The organism is Pseudoalteromonas sp. NBT06-2 (assembly GCF_002276045.1).
In the GTDB taxonomy this organism is placed as follows: domain Bacteria; phylum Pseudomonadota; class Gammaproteobacteria; order Enterobacterales; family Alteromonadaceae; genus Pseudoalteromonas.
This window is the reverse complement of sequence record NZ_NQMR01000152.1, coordinates 1-17752: the sequence shown is the minus strand read 5'-3', so window position 1 is coordinate 17752 and position 17752 is coordinate 1. Positions and strand designations below refer to the sequence as shown.

Sequence of the window (17752 nt, the reverse complement as noted above, 5' to 3'; positions counted from 1 at the left end):
CGCTGGGCAAACAAAAAAGCCGATATCATACGATATCGACTTTTTTATCTGAACCAAATACGTATACGTATAAAGATCTACTTTCTTTTAGCAGGAAGTTTCTCTTTGATACGTGCAGATTTACCAGAACGCTCACGTAAATAGTAAAGTTTCGCACGACGAACTGCACCACGACGTTTAACTTCAATGCTATCTACTTGAAGAGAGTGAGTTTGGAAAACTCGCTCAACGCCTTCACCGCTCGATATTTTACGAACAGTAAATGCTGAGTGAAGACCACGATTACGAACAGCGATCACTACGCCTTCGAAAGCCTGTAAACGTTCTTTTTCACCTTCTTTAACACGTACTTTAACTACAACTGTATCACCAGGAGCAAATGCAGGAAGGTCTTTTTTAAGCTGCTCTTCTTCAAGCGCTAGAATAATATTTTGATTAACTTTTGACATTATTTTCTCTTTTCTAGTATTAACTGTCATTTGCCACAAACTCACTATTTTCTTGCTGAAATTCAGCTAATAATTTTGTTTGTTCCTCAGTCAGAGCTAGTTTATTCAACAAGTCTGGACGTCTTAACCAAGTTCTACCCAGTGACTTTTTTAAACGCCATTGTGCAATTTTTTGGTGATCCCCACTGCGTAATACAGCTGGGACTTGCTTACCATCCAAAATTTCAGGTCGAGTATAGTGTGGACAATCCAATAATCCATCAGAAAATGAATCTTGTTCTGCCGATTGATTGTGACCTAATACACCTGGCACTAATCTCGCTACTGCATCAATTAATGTCATTGCTGGTAGTTCACCACCACTCAAAATATAATCACCTACTGACCATTCTTCGTCAATATGTGACTCTATAATACGTTCATCTATACCTTCGTAGCGACCAGCGACTAGAATCAACTTTTCATGTTTTGCCAATTCGGCAGCACCTTGTTGATCTAATTTACGCCCTTGAGGCGACAGATAAATTACTTTAACACCATCACCAGCTGCAATTTTTGCATCGGTAATTGCTTTTTTAAGCGGTTCAACCATCATCAACATACCTGGTCCGCCACCATAAGGGCGATCATCTACGGTTCTATGCTTATCTATAGCGTAGTCTCGAGGATTCCAACTATTAAAGTTAACAATGCCATTTTTAACCGCTCGACCAGTAACACCAAGTTTAGTGATTGAATCAAACATTTCAGGGAAAAGACTTATCACCCCAACCCAAAGTTTAGACTCAGTACACATTAAAAGCTTGGGTCCCAATCTACAGTAATTTCTCTTGCGTCTGAATCAACATTTTCAATAACTGAATCAGTTAAAAATGGTAATAAACGCTCAGACTTTCCAAATCCGTCATTATTGTTAGCTTTAACAACTAAAACATCATTAGAACCTGTTTCCATCAAGTCATCGACTTTGCCTAAGCTGTAACCTTTATTAGTTACAACTGACATGCCAATAAGGTCTCGCCAATAGAATTCACCTTGTGGTAATTCTGGAATTTGCGATTCTTGAACTGTGATTTCACCATGGGTATAAGCCATCGCTTCATCTCTGTCATTAATATTTGCAAATTTGGCTATAAAGCCTTTTCCGCTTCGACGCCAGTCGGCAACTTCAAAGGTCTCCACTTTACCTTGTTGATTAATCAGCCAAGGGCTGAAATCAAAGATCCCTTCGGGATCATCAGTAAATGAATGTACCTTAAGCCATCCTTTTATGCCGTGAGGGGCACCAAGCTTACCTACAACAATAGAATCTTGACTCATGGTTTCACTTACACCTATTAAGCCGCTTTACGAGCGTCTTTTACAATTCTTTTAACGCGATCAGATAAAGATGCGCCTTGACTTACCCAATGTTCTACACGAGCAAGATCTAAACGTATTTTTTCTTCTTGACCACGAGCCAGAGGGTTAAAGAAACCAACTTTCTCGATGAAACGACCGTCACGAGCACAACGGCTGTCCGCTACTACTACTTGATAAAATGGACGCTTCTTAGCACCGCCACGTTGTAAACGAATAGTTACCATATCGTTTTCTACCTATAATTTAATGTTTTAATTACTTTCTAACATACTTCCTATTCTCACTTGCCTTTTATAAAATAAAAATGACAAGTTCAGATGAAGCTCGCGAATTGTACGTATATGGTGAAATAATGCAAGGTATATTTATAATTTGGTAATGTAAAGTTTAATATTTATGCTTGAGTGAAAAAGGACCTAGAGCTGGAGTTTGTGAAGAATATAATGATGTAAAGCCAATAAGCTACCCATCTCCAGCTAAAATCAAATTTAAGAGGTAATGGTTAGAATTTAGGTCCGCCAATGCCACCCATACCACCCCCCATTCCTGGTGGCATCATATTTTTCATGCCGCGCATCATTTTCATCATGCCGCCTTTACCTTTCATTTTTTTCATCATTTTTTGCATTTGAGTAAACTGTTTTAATAATTTGTTTATTTCTTGAACTGTCGTGCCAGAACCTGCTGCTATACGCTTTTTACGTGAACCTTTAATTATTTCTGGGCGAATTCGCTCTTTAACTGTCATTGAGTTAATAATCGCTTCCATTTGATTAAATGTTTTATCGCCCATTTGGCTCTTAGCTGCCTCTGGTATATTAGCCATACCAGGCAGCTTATCCATCATAGACATCATGCCGCCCATGTTTTTCATTTGTCTAAGCTGTTCAGCAAAATCTTCTAGTGTAAAGCCATTGCCTTTAAATACTTTATTAGCAACTTTGGCAGCTTGGTCTTTATCTACTTTCATTTCGACTTGTTCGATTAATGAAAGTACATCGCCCATGCCTAAAATACGAGATGCGATTCTATCAGGATGAAAAGGTTCTAAAGCATCAACTTTTTCACCCGCTCCAATGAATTTAATTGGTTTACCTGTGATATGACGAATTGATAAAGCTGCACCGCCACGTGCATCACCATCAGTTTTCGTCAGGATCACACCCGTCAATGGTAATGCATCTCCAAAAGCTTTAGCTGTATTGGCAGCATCTTGCCCTGTCATAGCATCAACTACAAACAATGTTTCTACCGGATTTACAGCACTATGTAAGGCTTTAATTTCATCCATCATATCTGTATCGATGTGAAGACGACCAGCTGTATCTACAATAACAACTTCAATAAATTTACGTTTCGCATATGCAATTGCATCATTTACAATATCAACTGGCTTTTGAGAAATATCACTTGGGAAAAATTCAGCTGAAACTTCTTGCGCTAAAGTTTCCAACTGTTTTATTGCAGCTGGGCGGTATACATCAGCACTTACAACTAAAACTGATTTCTTTTTTCTTTCTATCAAAAACTTTGACAGTTTCGCCACACTGGTTGTTTTACCGGCACCTTGTAAACCAGCCATCATTATAACGGCTGGCGGTTGAGCATTGAGATTTAGCTCTTCATTTGCTTCACCCATCGCTTTTTCAAGTTCATCTTGAACAATTTTTACAAAAATTTGTCCCGGGGTAAGACTTTTTGTTACTTCAGTACCAACGGCACGCTCTTTTACTGTTTTAACAAACTCGCGAACAACAGGTAAAGCAACATCAGCTTCTAACAAGGCCATGCGTACTTCACGCAAAGTCTCTTTTATATTATCTTCAGTTAGACGACCTCGGCCTCTTATATTGTTTAAGGTTTTGCCTAATCGTTCCTGTAAGTTTTCAAACATTAAAAATCGTCCGTCCAAAATTCTAAATTATTTTCGATTATACCTCAGATAACACTGTATAAAACAGAATTGATTACAAATATCTACGAATGTACCTAGATAAGCCTCAAATCTATGCAAAGCAAATTCATTTATATTGGTTTCACCTCTATGAAATTCGTTTCGGTTAAAATACAATAACAACATAATATCATTGAATATAGGGCTTTGCCCAACGGTATACATATGCTTGTGAATAGTCTTACCTTTATTGCATTTTTTTTCTACGCTTTAGCAAGTAGTCATGTCGTTACGCGTTTATTTCATAAAGATGGACCAAATAAAAAACTCACTTTACTATTAAGTACAGTTGCGATCTTATCGCACATGGCGTTATTAGTTAATTTGGTTTTCACTGAAGTCGGCCAAGATTTAAGCTTAGTCAATATATCTTTATTAATATGTTGGATAATTGTTGTTTCAATAACAACGGTTTCATTGCGTTTTCCTGCCACTTTATTGTTACCTGTTGTTTATGGATTTGCAGCTATATTGTTAATTGTAAGCTTGTTTCTGCCACATCATATTATTTTAAAATCGATTAATATAAATATCGCGCTTGTTTCACATATTTCATTATCGTTTTTAGCTTACTGTATATTGATTATCGCAACCCTTTACGCTATACAGTTTTACTTTATAAACAAAAGGTTGAAGCAAAAAGATTTATCAATTGCATACAGCCATTTACCACCACTTATGGTTGTTGAAAGACAACTCTATCAATTAGTTACAGTCGGAACTTCATTACTTACGATTGCACTTGCAACCGGTTTTATATTCCTTGAAGATATGTTTAGTCATGATTTCATCCATAAAACAGTACTTTCAATGTTAGCTTGGTGTTGTTTTATCGCCGTAACAGGGGGACATAAATATCGTGGTTGGCGTGGAAAAAGTAGTATTTTGACAATTATGTTTGCTGCTTTTATGTTAACTATGGCCTATTTTGGCAGTAGATTTGTGAAAGAAGTTTTATTATATCAATTTTAACTTGACTATAGTTACGAGCTAAGACTTAATACCAGTTCTACTTTAAATAAAAGGATCCCTAGTTGGACGCCATATCTACAAGTACGCTATTTATAACACTTGCAGTACTTATACTTATCTCAGGCTATTTTTCTGGCTCTGAAACTGGATTAATGTCACTTAATCGCTATCGCCTACGCCACCTAGAAAAACAAAACCATAATGGTGCCAAGCGTGTAAGCAAACTTCTTGAAAGACCTGATCGATTAATTGGTTTAATTCTGATAGGAAATAACCTAGTTAATATTGCAGCATCATCCGTAGCCACTATTATTGGTATGCGACTGATAGGCGATAGTATTACAGGGGTAGCCATTACAACTATTGTTTTAACACTCGTAGTATTAATATTTGCAGAAGTCACACCTAAAACGTTAGCAGCGCTTCACCCTGAAAAAGTTGCTTTCCCAAGCTCTGTTATATTAAATGTTTTATTAAAAATACTGTTTCCAGTTGTGATCTCAGTCAATTGGATAACCAATGGTTTACTTAAATTATTTGGTATTAGTGCTGATAAAATAGAGCAGCATAGTTTAAGTAAAGAAGAACTAAAAACGGTTGTAAACGAATCTGGAGCAATGCTCCCTGAGCGACACCAAAATATGCTTGTCTCTATTTTAGATTTAGAACAAGTAAAAGTAGAAGATATTATGATCCCACGAAATGAAATTGTGGGCATTGATATCAATGATGATTTTAAAGCTATTTTAAAACAACTATCTCATGCTCAACATACACGCGTATTACTTTACAGAGATCAAATTGATGATGTTGTTGGCTTTATTCACTCTAGAGATGCTTTAAGGATATTAACAAAAGAACAATTTAGTAAAGATTCATTATTACGTGCAGTAAGAGATATTTATTACGTCCCTGAAGGTACATCTCTTAATACACAACTATTTAAATTTCAACAGAGTAAAGAGCGCATTGGCTTAGTAGTTGATGAATATGGTGATATTCAAGGTTTAGTGACACTTGAAGATATACTAGAAGAAGTGGTTGGTGATTTCACTACAACCATGACGCGTACGCCTAGTGAAGAAATATACTCTCAACAGGATGGTACATTTATCATTGACGGCAGTGCTAATATTCGAGATTTAAATAAAGAAATGAACTGGACCTTCCCTACAGATGGTCCAAAAACATTAAGTGGTTTAATCGTAGAATATTTAGAAGAAATACCTGAAGCGAATGTAAGTATTCGTTTAGCGGGTTATCCGATTGAGATTATTGAAGTCAAAGAAAATACTGTAAAACTCGCAAAAGTATTACCTGACCATAAAATCTAACATTTGTTCATAATAAGTCCTAAATGTGTAAACACATTTCAGGACAAGACAATTTTAAAAAGTAAAAAGCCGAATATAAATATCCGGCTTTTTACCTTTTACATTAGCCAAAAAAGAAACGGCTAAACCAGCCTCTATTCAAATCATCTTCACATTTTTTCAATTGCGAACCATATTTACTTGCACGATGCTTTACTTTATTTGATACCGACATTAGCCATTTTTTCTTTTTATAGGTACCTCTGCGGTACCCCCCCCAACCTTCATGATAATTAAGATACTGAGCATATGCATCCCATTTAGAAATACCATTAATGCGATGTGTTTGATAAACAAACCACCCCATAAAGTCTATTGCATCATCAAAATCATCTCTATCGGCACCTGAATTATCTGTTTTTTTTATATAGTCATCCCAAGTCATGGTTTTTGCTTGTGAAAAACCATAAGCAGAGCTTGCTCGACCTATTGGAATAAAACCTAAAAAGTATTCCATTGGCGGTTGCGCATCATGCTTAAAAGAGCTTTCTTGATACATCATACTCATTAATACATGTTTAGGAGCGCCCCATTTATCTTGAGACTCTTTAGATGCAAAATACCAATCACGCTTTTCGGTAAAGATATCACAGATATTATTTGGATTTTTAGGTGGCGCAGAAGCACAGCCTGTTAATATAACTGAGGTTGAAATTAATAAAATAGGTAAAGTTATTTTTTTTTCCATTTTGCTCAATTCTTTTTGAACTTATTAAAAAGGCCTTGGTCTGACTTTATGAACATTGTTTCATCCCTGAAGAATATTTAACGCAGCTATTGTCGCTGCGTTTTTTTTTGCCTATATATTGATGTTAATTTTTAAAATAATCTTTTAAAAACTCATCAAAAGTCAGTTTATCAGTATTTTCTATTTGTAACTGTTTAACAAAAGATTTTTCACTTTCAGCGTTTAAGTCCGATTCACTAAACTCGATATATTGATGCGACTGTAACTGGTTTTGATATTGATTTGCTAAATCAAGTGCAAAGCACCCATTATCTTTACCTGATGCTTTTAGTTCATTCATATATTGACCTGAAAGCGTTTGGTTTGGATCTTCAACACCTAAACTTAATTCATTAATCGCTTTTTTATAATGTTCAGTCTCATGAGCATCATCCAGCCATTTCGCCACAAGTGAAAGTTGTTCAAAGATATCTTTACCCCACGTTTTAATCGAAACGCTTTCATTACCTTTTTGTAGTGTTAAATTAGGATCACGCCCTTGATTTACTACTTTATCTAAATTTTGTTGACTAATATTTTGCTCATCACAACTCATTAAAGGTGCATCATTTAATAAGCAATATAATAGAAACACGTCTAAAAAGTGTATCTGCTGTAGGCTAATACCAGTATCACTAAATGGATTAACATCAAGCGCACGTACTTCAATATACTCTATACCACCACGATTTAATGCATCTATTGGCGTTTCACCGAGATCAGCATTACGCTTAGGTCTAATTGGAGAATAAAATTCATTTTCAATCTGTAAAACATTACTATTTAATTGTTTTAATGAGCCATCTTCATTTGTGCCAATATTACGATATAAACCTGAATCTGTTGAAATCGCTTTTTTTAAGCCTTCTGTATACTCTTCTAACGTATTATAAGTTACTTTTAAAGCAGATTGCTCGCTATTCGTATAACCTAAGTCACCTAAACGCAGCGCGGTGCCATATGGCAGATATAAACTCCCCTCACCTAACTTTTCAAAAGGTAATTTACTTTCCTTGCCTTCTAAAAATGAAGAACATAACGCAGGTGAGGCACCAAATAAGTAACTCAACAACCATAATTCACGCTTAAAATTACGTATTAATCCTAAATAACCAGCTGAAATAAAGTCTTGTGATTTTGAGCTATCGTCTTTAATTTTTTGTAAGCTTTCCCAGAATAATTTAGGGAATGAAATGTTAAAATGAACACCTGCAATTGCTTGCATCATGCTACCGTAACGGTTTTTCAGGCCCTCTCTATATAGCGTTTTCATTTGGCCTATATTGGATCTGCCATAATCTGCTAAAGCGATTTCATCTTGATTTTTGATAAAGCATGGCATACTCATCGGCCATAAAACTTCGTTATCAAGTCTCGCTTGGGTGTACTTTTGAATATCTCTTAACTGATTTAATGTACGTTCAGCGTTATCTGTCGCTGGCGTAATAAACTCTAATAGAGATTCAGAAAAATCTGTAGTGATATATTTATGTGTTAAAGCACTACCGATACTTTTAGGGTGAGTATTTGAAGATAAACGACCTTCTTTACTGATCCTTAAAGTTTCACGTTCTATACCTCGGGTGATCCCTAAGATACTTTTACTGTTTTCTTCAAGGTAAAGCGCCGCTAAAGTTGATTGTAATAACTGTTTTTTCAAAAATAAATCCTCAAACCTAAATGGCTTTGTACTTGCTTCTTGTTTTTATGGGGGCATGTCAAAAATACTCAATAGCACCACATTAATATATTATTAAACAGAACAAATTTAATACTTTAATGGTATCAAAAAATTTCGCATTAAACTCCATAATATCTATATACCATACTACATGGAAATGCGCGATTTCAGCAAGTCGAGAAGCGACCAAATACGACGCATAATATGTGCCTTTAAGTCATTCTCAACAAATATCTTATAACAACGCAGTTACTCGCTTATCGTCTTGCCCTACATGAATTTGGGTAGAAAACGATTATGGCGTTATGATTGATAATCAGGGAATACCTTGGATCACAAACCATATTTTGTAACTCTATACCACCCAAATTCTGAAACCTGGATGACCAAGTAGCACGAGTATAAACTTGAAATTTTTTCTAAAATATAAACTCATTCTAATAATAAAATAGAAGGTACTTATTTTTAAGAAAAGACTCCCATTATTCTTGAAAAGAGCATGTTTTGTCTGATGATAAAGCTGAATATAAAAAACAAGCTGAAAAATGCATTGAGCTTTTTTGCATAAACAATAAAGCTCAAACTCAGAGGTTACTCTTGAATAATAAAGGTCTTTAATCTTTTGAAATTAAAAACTTACCATTTGCCACATCGATTGTAAATAAAGACCCTTTTTTACTTTCACCCGCTAATAATAATTGTGCTAATGGATTTTCAATTGAAGATTGTATTGCTCTTTTTAGCGGCCTTGCGCCAAATACAGGATCAAAACCAGACTCAGCCAACTTAGACATTGCTTCATCTGTTAAAATAAGTTGATAATCCAAATCAGCTAAACGCCCACGTAAATTTTGTAATTGAATATACGCAATTTGTTTTATATGTTCATTGGCTAAAGGATGGAATACAACAGTTTCATCAATACGGTTAATAAATTCAGGTCTAAATTGATTTGACAAGACTTCCATTAACATCTGTTTTAATTGTTGATAATCGGCAGTATCCGTTTGTTCTTGAATCAGTTCTGAACCCAAGTTTGAAGTCATTATTATTACAGTGTTTTTAAAGTCAACGGTGCGCCCTTGTCCATCAGTTAAACGCCCATCATCAAGTACTTGTAATAATATATTAAAAACATCGGGATGTGCTTTTTCAACTTCATCTAATAAAATAACTGAATAAGGCTTTCTTCTTACGGCTTCCGTTAAATAGCCACCTTCCTCATAGCCTACATATCCAGGTGGTGCGCCTACTAAACGTGAAACTGAGTGTTTTTCCATAAATTCAGACATATCAATACGCACCATAGCATCGGTCGTATCAAACATAAAATTAGCTAACGTCTTTGTTAATTCTGTTTTACCAACCCCTGAAGGCCCTAAAAATAAAAATGAACCCATAGGACGATTTGGGTCAGCTAGACCTGCTCTCGATCGTCTGATTGCATTTGAGACAGCCTCCACCGCTTCATCTTGACCAATTACGGTTTCATGAAGTTGGGCTTCCATTTTCAATAACTTATCACGTTCACCTTGAAGCATTTTATTAATTGGTATTCCAGTCCAGCGAGATAATATTTCTGCGATCTCACTTTCTCCTACTTTATTTTTTAATAAACTCATATCTTGCATTTCAGCTTGTGAAGCTAAATCGAGCTTATTCTCTAATTCAGGAATTCTGCCATATTGTAATTCTGACATACGCTGTAAATCACTCGCGCGCCTTGCGACATCTAAATCAAGCCTTGCCTGCTCTAGCTCTGCTTTAATAACTTGTGTACCTTGTAAAGATGCTTTTTCTGCGATCCATACTTCATCTAATTCATTGTATTGCTTATCAAGTGCAATAATTTGATGTTTTATATCTTGTTGACGCTTGATACTGGCATCATCCTGCTCTTTTTCAAGTGCGTTATCTTCTAGTTTAAGTTGAATAATTTTACGCTCCAACTTATCTAGCTCTTCTGGCTTTGAGTCTATTTGTAATCTGATTGATGAACCAGCTTCATCAATCAAATCGATTGCTTTATCTGGTAATTTTCTATCCGATATATATCGATGAGATAATGTTGCCGCAGCAACAATGGCAGGATCACTAATATCCACAGAGTGATGGAGCTCATAACGCTCTTTTAAACCTCTTAAAATAGCAATGGTATCTTCAACTGTAGGCTCTTGAACTAATACCTTTTGAAAACGTCGTTCTAACGCCGCATCTTTTTCAATATACTTACGGTACTCATCTAAAGTTGTCGCTCCAACACAATGTAACTCCCCTCTTGCAAGCGCAGGCTTTAGCATATTGCCTGCATCCATAGCCCCGTCACTTTTACCTGCACCTACCATAGTATGAATTTCATCTATAAATAAAATTACCTGGCCTTCTTCTTTTGATAATTCATTTAAAACAGACTTAAGTCTTTCTTCAAATTCACCTCGATATTTTGCTCCTGCGACTAAAGCACCTAAATCTAGCGATAAGACACGTTTTCCTTTTAACCCCTCAGGTACTTCACCATTTATAATACGTTGCGCAAGCCCTTCAGCTATTGCCGTTTTACCAACACCAGGTTCACCAATTAATACAGGGTTATTTTTTGTTCGTCTTTGCAATACTTGTAATGTCCTGCGTATTTCGTCATCTCTGCCAATAACAGGATCTAGTTTTCCTTGCTCCGCTCGCTCTGTTAAATCTATGGTAAATTTTTCAAGTGATTGACGGTTATCTTCTGCATTGGCGTCATCAACCTTCTGGCCACCTCTAATTGCTTGTATTCCTTTTTCAACTTTACTTGCATTAATTTTTAACAATTTAAAAATTTCACCTAAAGGCCCTTTATCTTCGCAAGCGGCTAAAATGAATATTTCACTAGAAATAAATTTGTCTTTACGTTTTTGAGAGTATTTATCACTCAAGTTAAGCAAGTTAATCATATTAGGGGATAGCTGAACATCTCCTCCTATGCCCTCAACTTTAAAAAGTTTCTCTATCGCTTTCGATAATTGCGTATTCATTTCATTCGGATTAACACCCGTTTGAACGAGTAATGCACGAATACTTGAACCTGTTTGTTGTAACAAAGCGTACATTAAATGCACAGGTTCTAAAAATTGATGATCGCGGCCTAAAGCTAAGGATTGTGCATCTGATAATGCAGCTTGTAATTTACTGGTAAGTCGGTCTAAACGCATGGTTAGCCTCTAAAGATCTATTTTTCATTAACTATATTATTTATGGGTATTATTGTTTAAATGTTCAAGACTAAAGGAAGTATATTTTGATTGGATTTAGTATTTTTTATTTAATTACAGATCCAAATTAGACTGGCCATACGCCCCGTTTTACTTTCTCTTCTATAGGAATAAAAGAATTCAGGTTCATTAAAAGTACACTGCTGCTCACATGTAGTCTGTATAATACCTAAATTATCAAGCAATTGTTTTGCCAACATAAAGATATCTACATAAAACTTTCCATTTTCTTGCGGATTAAATGCATCTAATAGGTTTATATTTCGTTCTGAAAAAGCATCGATAACATCCTGACCGACTTCAAAATTTTCAGGCCCAATTGCAGGACCTAGCCACGCCATTATTTGCGAAGGGTCACAATCAAAACATGCTAAAGTGTTTTCAATTATACCACTAGCTAATCCACGCCAACCACCATGAATTGCGGCTATTTGACTACCATTTTTATTTGTCAGTAAAATAGGGAGACAATCCGCAGTCATAATCGCCAAGGGGATATTTTTAACTTTAGTAAATAGAGCGTCAGCTTTTTGAACAGAATTTAAATCACTTTCTGAAGATATTTCAATAACTTTATTACTATGTATTTGCTCCAACCAAATTGCATTACCTGGAAGTTGCTTATGCAATAATGCTCTATTAGCAGCTACATCATTAGAATTGTCATTAACATGATATGCTAGGTTGAAACTATCAAAAGGTGGTTTAGACGCCCCCCCTTTTCTAGTTGTGGTTAAATATTTGATATTTTTAGGAGTAGACCATATTGTAGATATATATGACATTTGTTCAGATCCAGGACGTACTGACGATTCAATACGCCCTTATATTTAAAAGTCTTTTTGAGGGTTTTGTTTAGTATCTTCGCGTAATGCCAAGGTTAATTTAACCATATCATCAGGAATAGGTGCTTCCCAGCTCATAATTTCCCCCGTAATTGGATGTTCTAACGTTAGCATCACAGCATGTAAAGCTTGGCGTTTAAAAGTTTTTAATACATCCGATAATTCTTTAGTTGCTTTTTTAGGTGGGCGAGGACGCCCACTATAAACAATGTCTCCAACTAAAGAATGACCTAAAAATCCCATATGAACACGAATTTGGTGCGTACGTCCTGTTTCAAGGCGTAAACGTAAACGTGTATGCGCACGATATTTTTCAGCTACTCTGAAATGCGTTACTGCTGGTTTACCATCTAAAATGACAGCCATATGTGTACGTTTTGTTGCATGGCGCCCGATAGGCTCATCCACCATACCACCACCTGTCATAGTGCCAATACAAATTGCTTCATATTCACGAGTAAAATTAACGCGCGCTTGCAAGTTAGCAACGAGGTAAGTTTGTGCAGGGATCGTTTTGGCAACAACCATGAGGCCTGAAGTATCTTTATCAAGACGGTGAACGATGCCCGCTCTTGGTACATTCTTAATTTCTGGATAACGATATAATAAAGCGTTTAATAAAGTACCATCTGGATTACCTGCACCTGGATGTACGACTAAACCAACTGGTTTATTTACAACTAAAATATCATCATCTTCATAAACAACATTAATATCTATATCTTGAGCTTCGTATTCTCTTTGCTCTTCTATTTGAGCTTCGATAGCGACCTGTTCACCACCCAGTAGTTTTTCTCGCGGTATGTTTAAAGTTTCGCCATTTATTTGCACCATATCATCTAAAATCCATGTTTTTATACGAGAACGTGAATAATCAGGGAACAATTTTGCTAAAATTTGGTCTAGACGTTTGCCACCAAGTTCAAAAGGAACTTCAGCGGATAAAGAAATTTGCTCTGCCATTTGTCAGTTTTACCTAAATTTACCAGTGCAAGCTGCCGTTGACTGGGGTAGAATCGCTTAATTGGTATAGTTTACTCGTTTTTAACGATTTGGCCTAGCCTATGCCGACGTTATTAAGAATAAGGTAAAAAATAAATGATAAATACAATGGGAAAACGTGTTTTTAGTATTGCTTTGATACTTTCAACACTAAGTGCATGTTCATCAAAACCAGAACAAAAAGCAATTGAACGTGTGCCAAATAAATCTGCACAAGCTTTATATTTAGATGCAAAACAGACTTTAGACTCTGGATTGTATGTACGTGCAATTGAATTATTGAGTGCTATTGACTCAAGATATCCCTTTGGACCTATGTCAAAGCAGGTGCAAATGGATTTGATTTTTGCATATTACCAATCGAACAATGTTGAACAGTCACTAGCTAATATAGATAGGTTTTTACGCTTAAATCCGAATCATAAAGATCTAGATTACATGTACTACATGCGTGGTTTAGTAAATATCAAAGCAGACGAAAATGCATTCCAAGAATATTTTGGTGTGGATAGAACTGATAGAGATCCGAAAAAAACCAGAGAAGCATTTAAAGATTTAAGCACTTTAGTAAAACGCTTTCCTCAAAGTTATTACACACCAGAAGCAAAGAAACGCTTAGGCTGGTTATTGAATAAAATGGCGAAATATGAGATTAAAGTTGCTGATTATTATTATGAACGTGAAGCTTATTTAGCAGCTGCAAACCGTGGTAAATATGTTGTTGAACATTTTTCTCAAAGCAGTTATACCAATGAAGCATTAGAAATGATGGTTAAAAGCTATAACAAATTAGGTTTAGCAGATCTAAGTAAAAATGCGCAAGCAACACTTAATTTAAATAAGTAATACCAACTCTATTAACTAAGTGATCTAATATAAATTAGAATAAATTTTCAATAGCAAGGCGCTTGATTGAACAGTAGCTGACTATTAGGATTGAAAGAAACGTAGCTATTGTATATTTAAACCATTTAAATTGATCATATATTTATTGGAATTAGTATAAGTTAATATAAAAATAGGGAGCTAATACTCCCTTTTTTATATTAAAAATAAATGAGAACGCTATGAATATAAGAAAAAGTCAAATAAATGACCTACAATCGCTAGTGAACTTCAATCAAGCTATGGCACTAGAGACTGAAGGTCAATCACTAGACACCGAGCAACTAACTCTAGGTGTACAAACTTTACTAAATACACCTGAAAAAGGGTTTTATCTAGTTGCAGAAGTTAATAATGAGATTGTCGGCTCGCTCATGGTCACTTTTGAATGGAGTGATTGGAGAGCAAAAGACTATTATTGGATTCAAAGTGTTTATATTCGCCCAGAAAATAGACGTCAAGGTATCTATGGCAAATTATATCAAGCAGTAAAAGATATTGCACAGGAGCAAGGTGGGGCTGCTAGCTTTAGATTATATGTAGAGCAAGATAATACTTCGGCACAAAATACCTATAAAGTGCTAGGCATGGAACAAAGCGCTTATTTAATGTATGAGCAAAAGTAAAATACTAATGTCATTTCAAATAATTTAGGTATATACCCAAAGTTTTAATTAAATGATCAAGGCGCTGTTAAATAACAACGCCCTTTTTGATATCGTTTTAGTTTATCTTACCGCAAATATCATTAGACTAGGGATGATGAAGAAACTTCCTACAACATATAATAAAGCTAACATCTTATTTTCCGTTCCTATTATAGCGAGTTTTTCAGCTGCTTTGATTGGTAAATCACGTAAAAAAGGTAAGCCGTATATAAGCGCTACTGCAAATACATTAAATAATAAATGCACCAGAGCAATAGTAAGTGCCACCTCACTTGCTGCACCGGATATAGAAGTAGCTGCAAGTAATGCTGTAATTGTTGTGCCAATGTTAGCACCTAATGTAAATGGATAAATTTGTTTTGTAGTAAAGACACCACTACCCGCTAATGGGATCATTAAGCTTGTTGTAGTTGATGATGATTGCACCATAATAGTGACAGCGGTACCTGAACTAATACCTGCAACTGGTCCACGACCAATTGCATTATGTAAAATTACTTTAGCTCGTCCGACCATTACTTTACGTAATACTTTACCTAAAGAAGTTACTGATACAAGAATAATTAATATCCCCACTACAACCATTGCTAAACCTAAGTTAGAACCCGGAATGAAGTCTAACGTATCTTTTATAAAAGATACGGTCGGCTTAGTTAAAGGCTTTATAAAATTAAAGCTTTTAATCGATAAATCAGTATCACCTACAAAAAAGTGAGATAAATACTGAGCCACGTTTTGTAAAAAACCAAAAGCAATTTCTAGTGGTAAAAAGATAGCAACTGCAAGTAAATTAAAAAAGTCATGAACTGTAGCAGCACTAAAAGCACGTTTAAATTCTTCTTTATCTCGAACATGACCAATGCTCACTATAGTATTAGTAATAGTAGTTCCTATATTTGCTCCCATCACCATAGGAATAGCAATGCCAATAGGTAAACCACCTGCAACTAAACCTACAATTACCGATGTAACCGTTGATGATGACTGTACTAGTGCTGTTGCTAAAGCTCCTAATAACAAAGCTATAAAAGGGTTGGTCGCAAATTCAAAAATTTCTTTAGCACCTGCTGTACCACCAGAAAATAATTTAAATCCACTACTTACAGTGCCTACAGCAACAAGTACCATATAAACAAAAAACGCAACTGCAGCCCAATTAAATATTTTATTACTTATAGATACATCTATCACTTGCTCAGTTTTACTACTCATATCACACCTATTTTTAACCGTTCCAATTATGACGGTTACATTAATTTTTTATGACGAGCGCATTAAACCAAAGGTTTATGACAAAAATATTACAGTGAGTTATTAAAATACTCTTTTTAGGAAAAGTGATGCTAATTAACAAAATCATACAATAATCTATACTTTAACTAAGTAAAATCACCTAAAGGGGTACGGGTAAGATGAATAAATACATTAAATTTTATACCATCACTATATTAAGTATGTTAACTAGCGCATGTACATTTAACCCCTTTGAAATCGTCTCAGCTTTATAAGCGCAAAAAACGCTTGCTGATAACTGTAAAGCTGGAACTATTAAGTAGATGCGCTTGTAACTTAAAGAAAGAAAAACAAGTAGCGCAAATTACAAAAATATCGAGAATTCAAAAAAAACAATAAATACCGCTTTAACAAGTTCTTTTTTTGAGACAGAATATGTTCAGACTTAATGTAAAAATATCCCTAAGGTATTTAATTCGTGGCAAAGAAATTTTATGTAGTATGGCAAGGCAGAAAGACAGGTATTTTCAATGACTGGTCCACGTGTAAGCATCAAATCGAAAAATATTCTGGTGCAAAATATAAATCATTCTCCACCTTAGATGAAGCAAAATCTGCTTTTTCTGGATCGCCTTTTAGCAATAGTACTACAAAAAGTGCGAATGGCATCACAGAAAATGGCGCTAAGAAACGAAGTACTTCTAATGGTGTTAAAACATATACCGCAAAAGAAATTGATGCGATGGGTATCGATACAAAAATATATACCGATGGTGGTTGTGAACCAAATCCAGGTAAAGCGGGCTCTGGAATTGCCGTTTATCGTAATGAGAAAATTGATGAGCTTTGGTACGGATTATTCAATTCATACGGTACAAATAATACAGCAGAATTAAATGCACTACATTACGCAATGCGCATTGCAGATCACGAAAGTAAGCAAGGTAAAAGTATCGCTATTTTTTGTGACTCAAAATATTCCATTCAATGTATCATTCAATGGGCCGCTGGATGGCAGAAAAAAGGTTGGAAAAAACCATCAGGTGAAATCAAAAATTTAGAACTGATCAAAAAAATGTTCGCTTTATATTTAACGATTAAAGATAAAGTACAAATTTTACATGTTAATGGTCATGTTGGTGTCGAAGGCAATGAGTTAGCAGATCGCATGTCTATTATTGCAATAAATAAAAAAGAGGAAGGTTTTAAACTTTATAATGAAGATAAAAATAAACCTGTCGATTTAAAGGCTTTATTATCTTTACGTAATGGTTAAAGATTTAATCATCTTCTATTAGATATCTAAATACACCTTAAAGCGAGACATAAACATCGAGTAGGGTGAGGCTT

The 17752-nt window shown here is 35.2% G+C and carries 16 protein-coding genes; 5 read left to right on the top strand and 11 right to left on the bottom strand.

All coding sequences use genetic code 11. The annotated features are described in order from the left end of the window. Window positions 1–77: 77 nt before the first annotated feature. The 5 genes from rplS to ffh form a co-directional block, all read right to left on the bottom strand. The gene (gene rplS / locus CJF42_RS21580; RefSeq protein WP_095368653.1) at window positions 78–449 is read right to left on the bottom strand and encodes a 50S ribosomal protein L19; all 372 of its coding nucleotides are present in this window, start codon (window positions 447–449) and stop codon (window positions 78–80) included. A gap of 19 nt (window positions 450–468) precedes the next feature. After that, a complete protein-coding gene (gene trmD / locus CJF42_RS21575; protein WP_095368652.1) occupies window positions 469–1245 on the bottom strand; it encodes a tRNA (guanosine(37)-N1)-methyltransferase TrmD in 777 nt (258 codons plus the stop codon). Beyond that, window positions 1245–1769: a ribosome maturation factor RimM gene (rimM, locus tag CJF42_RS21570; protein ID WP_095368651.1), complete on the bottom strand. Its 525-nt coding sequence runs from the start codon at window positions 1767–1769 to the stop codon at window positions 1245–1247. Before rimM ends, trmD begins: the two co-directional genes overlap by 1 nt. A gap of 17 nt (window positions 1770–1786) precedes the next feature. Then, on the bottom strand, window positions 1787–2035 hold the full coding sequence (gene rpsP, locus CJF42_RS21565) for a 30S ribosomal protein S16 (RefSeq protein ID WP_095368650.1): 249 nt from the start codon (window positions 2033–2035) through the stop codon (window positions 1787–1789). 278 nt (window positions 2036–2313) lie between these two features. Then, on the bottom strand, window positions 2314–3705 hold the full coding sequence (ffh, locus tag CJF42_RS21560; protein ID WP_095368649.1) for a signal recognition particle protein: 1392 nt from the start codon (window positions 3703–3705) through the stop codon (window positions 2314–2316). A 225-nt stretch (window positions 3706–3930) separates the two neighbouring features. On the opposite strand from ffh, the gene CJF42_RS21555 reads away from it, so the two are divergent. After that, window positions 3931–4737, top strand: a complete 807-nt coding sequence (locus CJF42_RS21555; protein WP_095368648.1) for a cytochrome C assembly family protein — start codon at window positions 3931–3933, stop codon at window positions 4735–4737. Window positions 4738–4799: 62 nt separating this feature from the next. After that, entirely contained in the window at window positions 4800–6071 is a 1272-nt protein-coding gene (locus tag CJF42_RS21550; protein WP_095368647.1) for an HlyC/CorC family transporter, read from the top strand. 103 nt (window positions 6072–6174) lie between these two features. On the opposite strand, the gene CJF42_RS21545 is transcribed toward CJF42_RS21550, so the two are convergent. The 5 genes from CJF42_RS21545 to rluD form a co-directional block, all read right to left on the bottom strand. After that, complete coding sequence (locus tag CJF42_RS21545; protein ID WP_095368646.1) at window positions 6175–6798, bottom strand: transglycosylase SLT domain-containing protein; 624 nt, start codon at window positions 6796–6798, stop codon at window positions 6175–6177. 124 nt (window positions 6799–6922) lie between these two features. Continuing rightward, window positions 6923–8497, bottom strand: coding sequence for a glutamate--cysteine ligase (gene gshA, locus CJF42_RS21540; RefSeq protein WP_095368645.1), 1575 nt, complete (start codon window positions 8495–8497; stop codon window positions 6923–6925). Window positions 8498–9132: 635 nt separating this feature from the next. Further along, window positions 9133–11709 carry an ATP-dependent chaperone ClpB gene (gene clpB / locus CJF42_RS21535; RefSeq protein ID WP_095368644.1) on the bottom strand — a complete coding sequence of 859 codons (2577 nt, stop codon included), beginning with the start codon at window positions 11707–11709 and terminating at the stop codon, window positions 9133–9135. Between the two features lie 110 nt (window positions 11710–11819). Beyond that, window positions 11820–12554, bottom strand: coding sequence for a peptidoglycan editing factor PgeF (gene pgeF, locus CJF42_RS21530; protein ID WP_095368643.1), 735 nt, complete (start codon window positions 12552–12554; stop codon window positions 11820–11822). A gap of 45 nt (window positions 12555–12599) precedes the next feature. Continuing rightward, entirely contained in the window at window positions 12600–13577 is a 978-nt protein-coding gene (rluD, locus tag CJF42_RS21525; protein WP_095368642.1) for a 23S rRNA pseudouridine(1911/1915/1917) synthase RluD, read from the bottom strand. 135 nt (window positions 13578–13712) lie between these two features. Between rluD and CJF42_RS21520 the strand changes: the two genes are divergently transcribed. Both CJF42_RS21520 and CJF42_RS21515 read left to right on the top strand, forming a co-directional pair. Further along, on the top strand, window positions 13713–14462 hold the full coding sequence (locus CJF42_RS21520; RefSeq protein ID WP_095368641.1) for an outer membrane protein assembly factor BamD: 750 nt from the start codon (window positions 13713–13715) through the stop codon (window positions 14460–14462). Window positions 14463–14683: 221 nt separating this feature from the next. Further along, on the top strand, window positions 14684–15127 hold the full coding sequence (locus CJF42_RS21515; RefSeq protein WP_095368640.1) for a GNAT family N-acetyltransferase: 444 nt from the start codon (window positions 14684–14686) through the stop codon (window positions 15125–15127). Window positions 15128–15229: 102 nt separating this feature from the next. Here the strand turns inward: CJF42_RS21515 and CJF42_RS21510 are convergent, their stop codons facing one another. Continuing rightward, the gene (locus tag CJF42_RS21510; protein WP_095368639.1) at window positions 15230–16381 is read right to left on the bottom strand and encodes a Na/Pi symporter; all 1152 of its coding nucleotides are present in this window, start codon (window positions 16379–16381) and stop codon (window positions 15230–15232) included. A gap of 499 nt (window positions 16382–16880) precedes the next feature. Between CJF42_RS21510 and CJF42_RS21505 the strand changes: the two genes are divergently transcribed. Next, on the top strand, window positions 16881–17678 hold the full coding sequence (locus CJF42_RS21505; RefSeq protein WP_095368638.1) for a ribonuclease H family protein: 798 nt from the start codon (window positions 16881–16883) through the stop codon (window positions 17676–17678). The last annotated feature ends 74 nt before the right edge of the window (window positions 17679–17752 follow it).

What these genes read in the sequence shown, in the direction of transcription:
- rplS (WP_095368653.1), bottom strand. Translation starts at nt 449, where the DNA reads ATGTCAAAAGTTAATCAAAATATTATTCTAGCGCTTGAAGAAGAGCAG.
- trmD (WP_095368652.1), bottom strand. Translation starts at nt 1,245, where the DNA reads ATGTGTACTGAGTCTAAACTTTGGGTTGGGGTGATAAGTCTTTTCCCT.
- rimM (WP_095368651.1), bottom strand. Translation starts at nt 1,769, where the DNA reads ATGAGTCAAGATTCTATTGTTGTAGGTAAGCTTGGTGCCCCTCACGGC.
- rpsP (WP_095368650.1), bottom strand. Translation starts at nt 2,035, where the DNA reads ATGGTAACTATTCGTTTACAACGTGGCGGTGCTAAGAAGCGTCCATTT.
- ffh (WP_095368649.1), bottom strand. Translation starts at nt 3,705, where the DNA reads ATGTTTGAAAACTTACAGGAACGATTAGGCAAAACCTTAAACAATATA.
- CJF42_RS21555 (WP_095368648.1), top strand. Translation starts at nt 3,931, where the DNA reads ATGCTTGTGAATAGTCTTACCTTTATTGCATTTTTTTTCTACGCTTTA.
- CJF42_RS21545 (WP_095368646.1), bottom strand. Translation starts at nt 6,798, where the DNA reads ATGGAAAAAAAAATAACTTTACCTATTTTATTAATTTCAACCTCAGTT.
- clpB (WP_095368644.1), bottom strand. Translation starts at nt 11,709, where the DNA reads ATGCGTTTAGACCGACTTACCAGTAAATTACAAGCTGCATTATCAGAT.
- pgeF (WP_095368643.1), bottom strand. Translation starts at nt 12,554, where the DNA reads ATGTCATATATATCTACAATATGGTCTACTCCTAAAAATATCAAATAT.
- rluD (WP_095368642.1), bottom strand. Translation starts at nt 13,577, where the DNA reads ATGGCAGAGCAAATTTCTTTATCCGCTGAAGTTCCTTTTGAACTTGGT.
- CJF42_RS21520 (WP_095368641.1), top strand. Translation starts at nt 13,713, where the DNA reads ATGATAAATACAATGGGAAAACGTGTTTTTAGTATTGCTTTGATACTT.
- CJF42_RS21515 (WP_095368640.1), top strand. Translation starts at nt 14,684, where the DNA reads ATGAATATAAGAAAAAGTCAAATAAATGACCTACAATCGCTAGTGAAC.
- CJF42_RS21510 (WP_095368639.1), bottom strand. Translation starts at nt 16,381, where the DNA reads ATGAGTAGTAAAACTGAGCAAGTGATAGATGTATCTATAAGTAATAAA.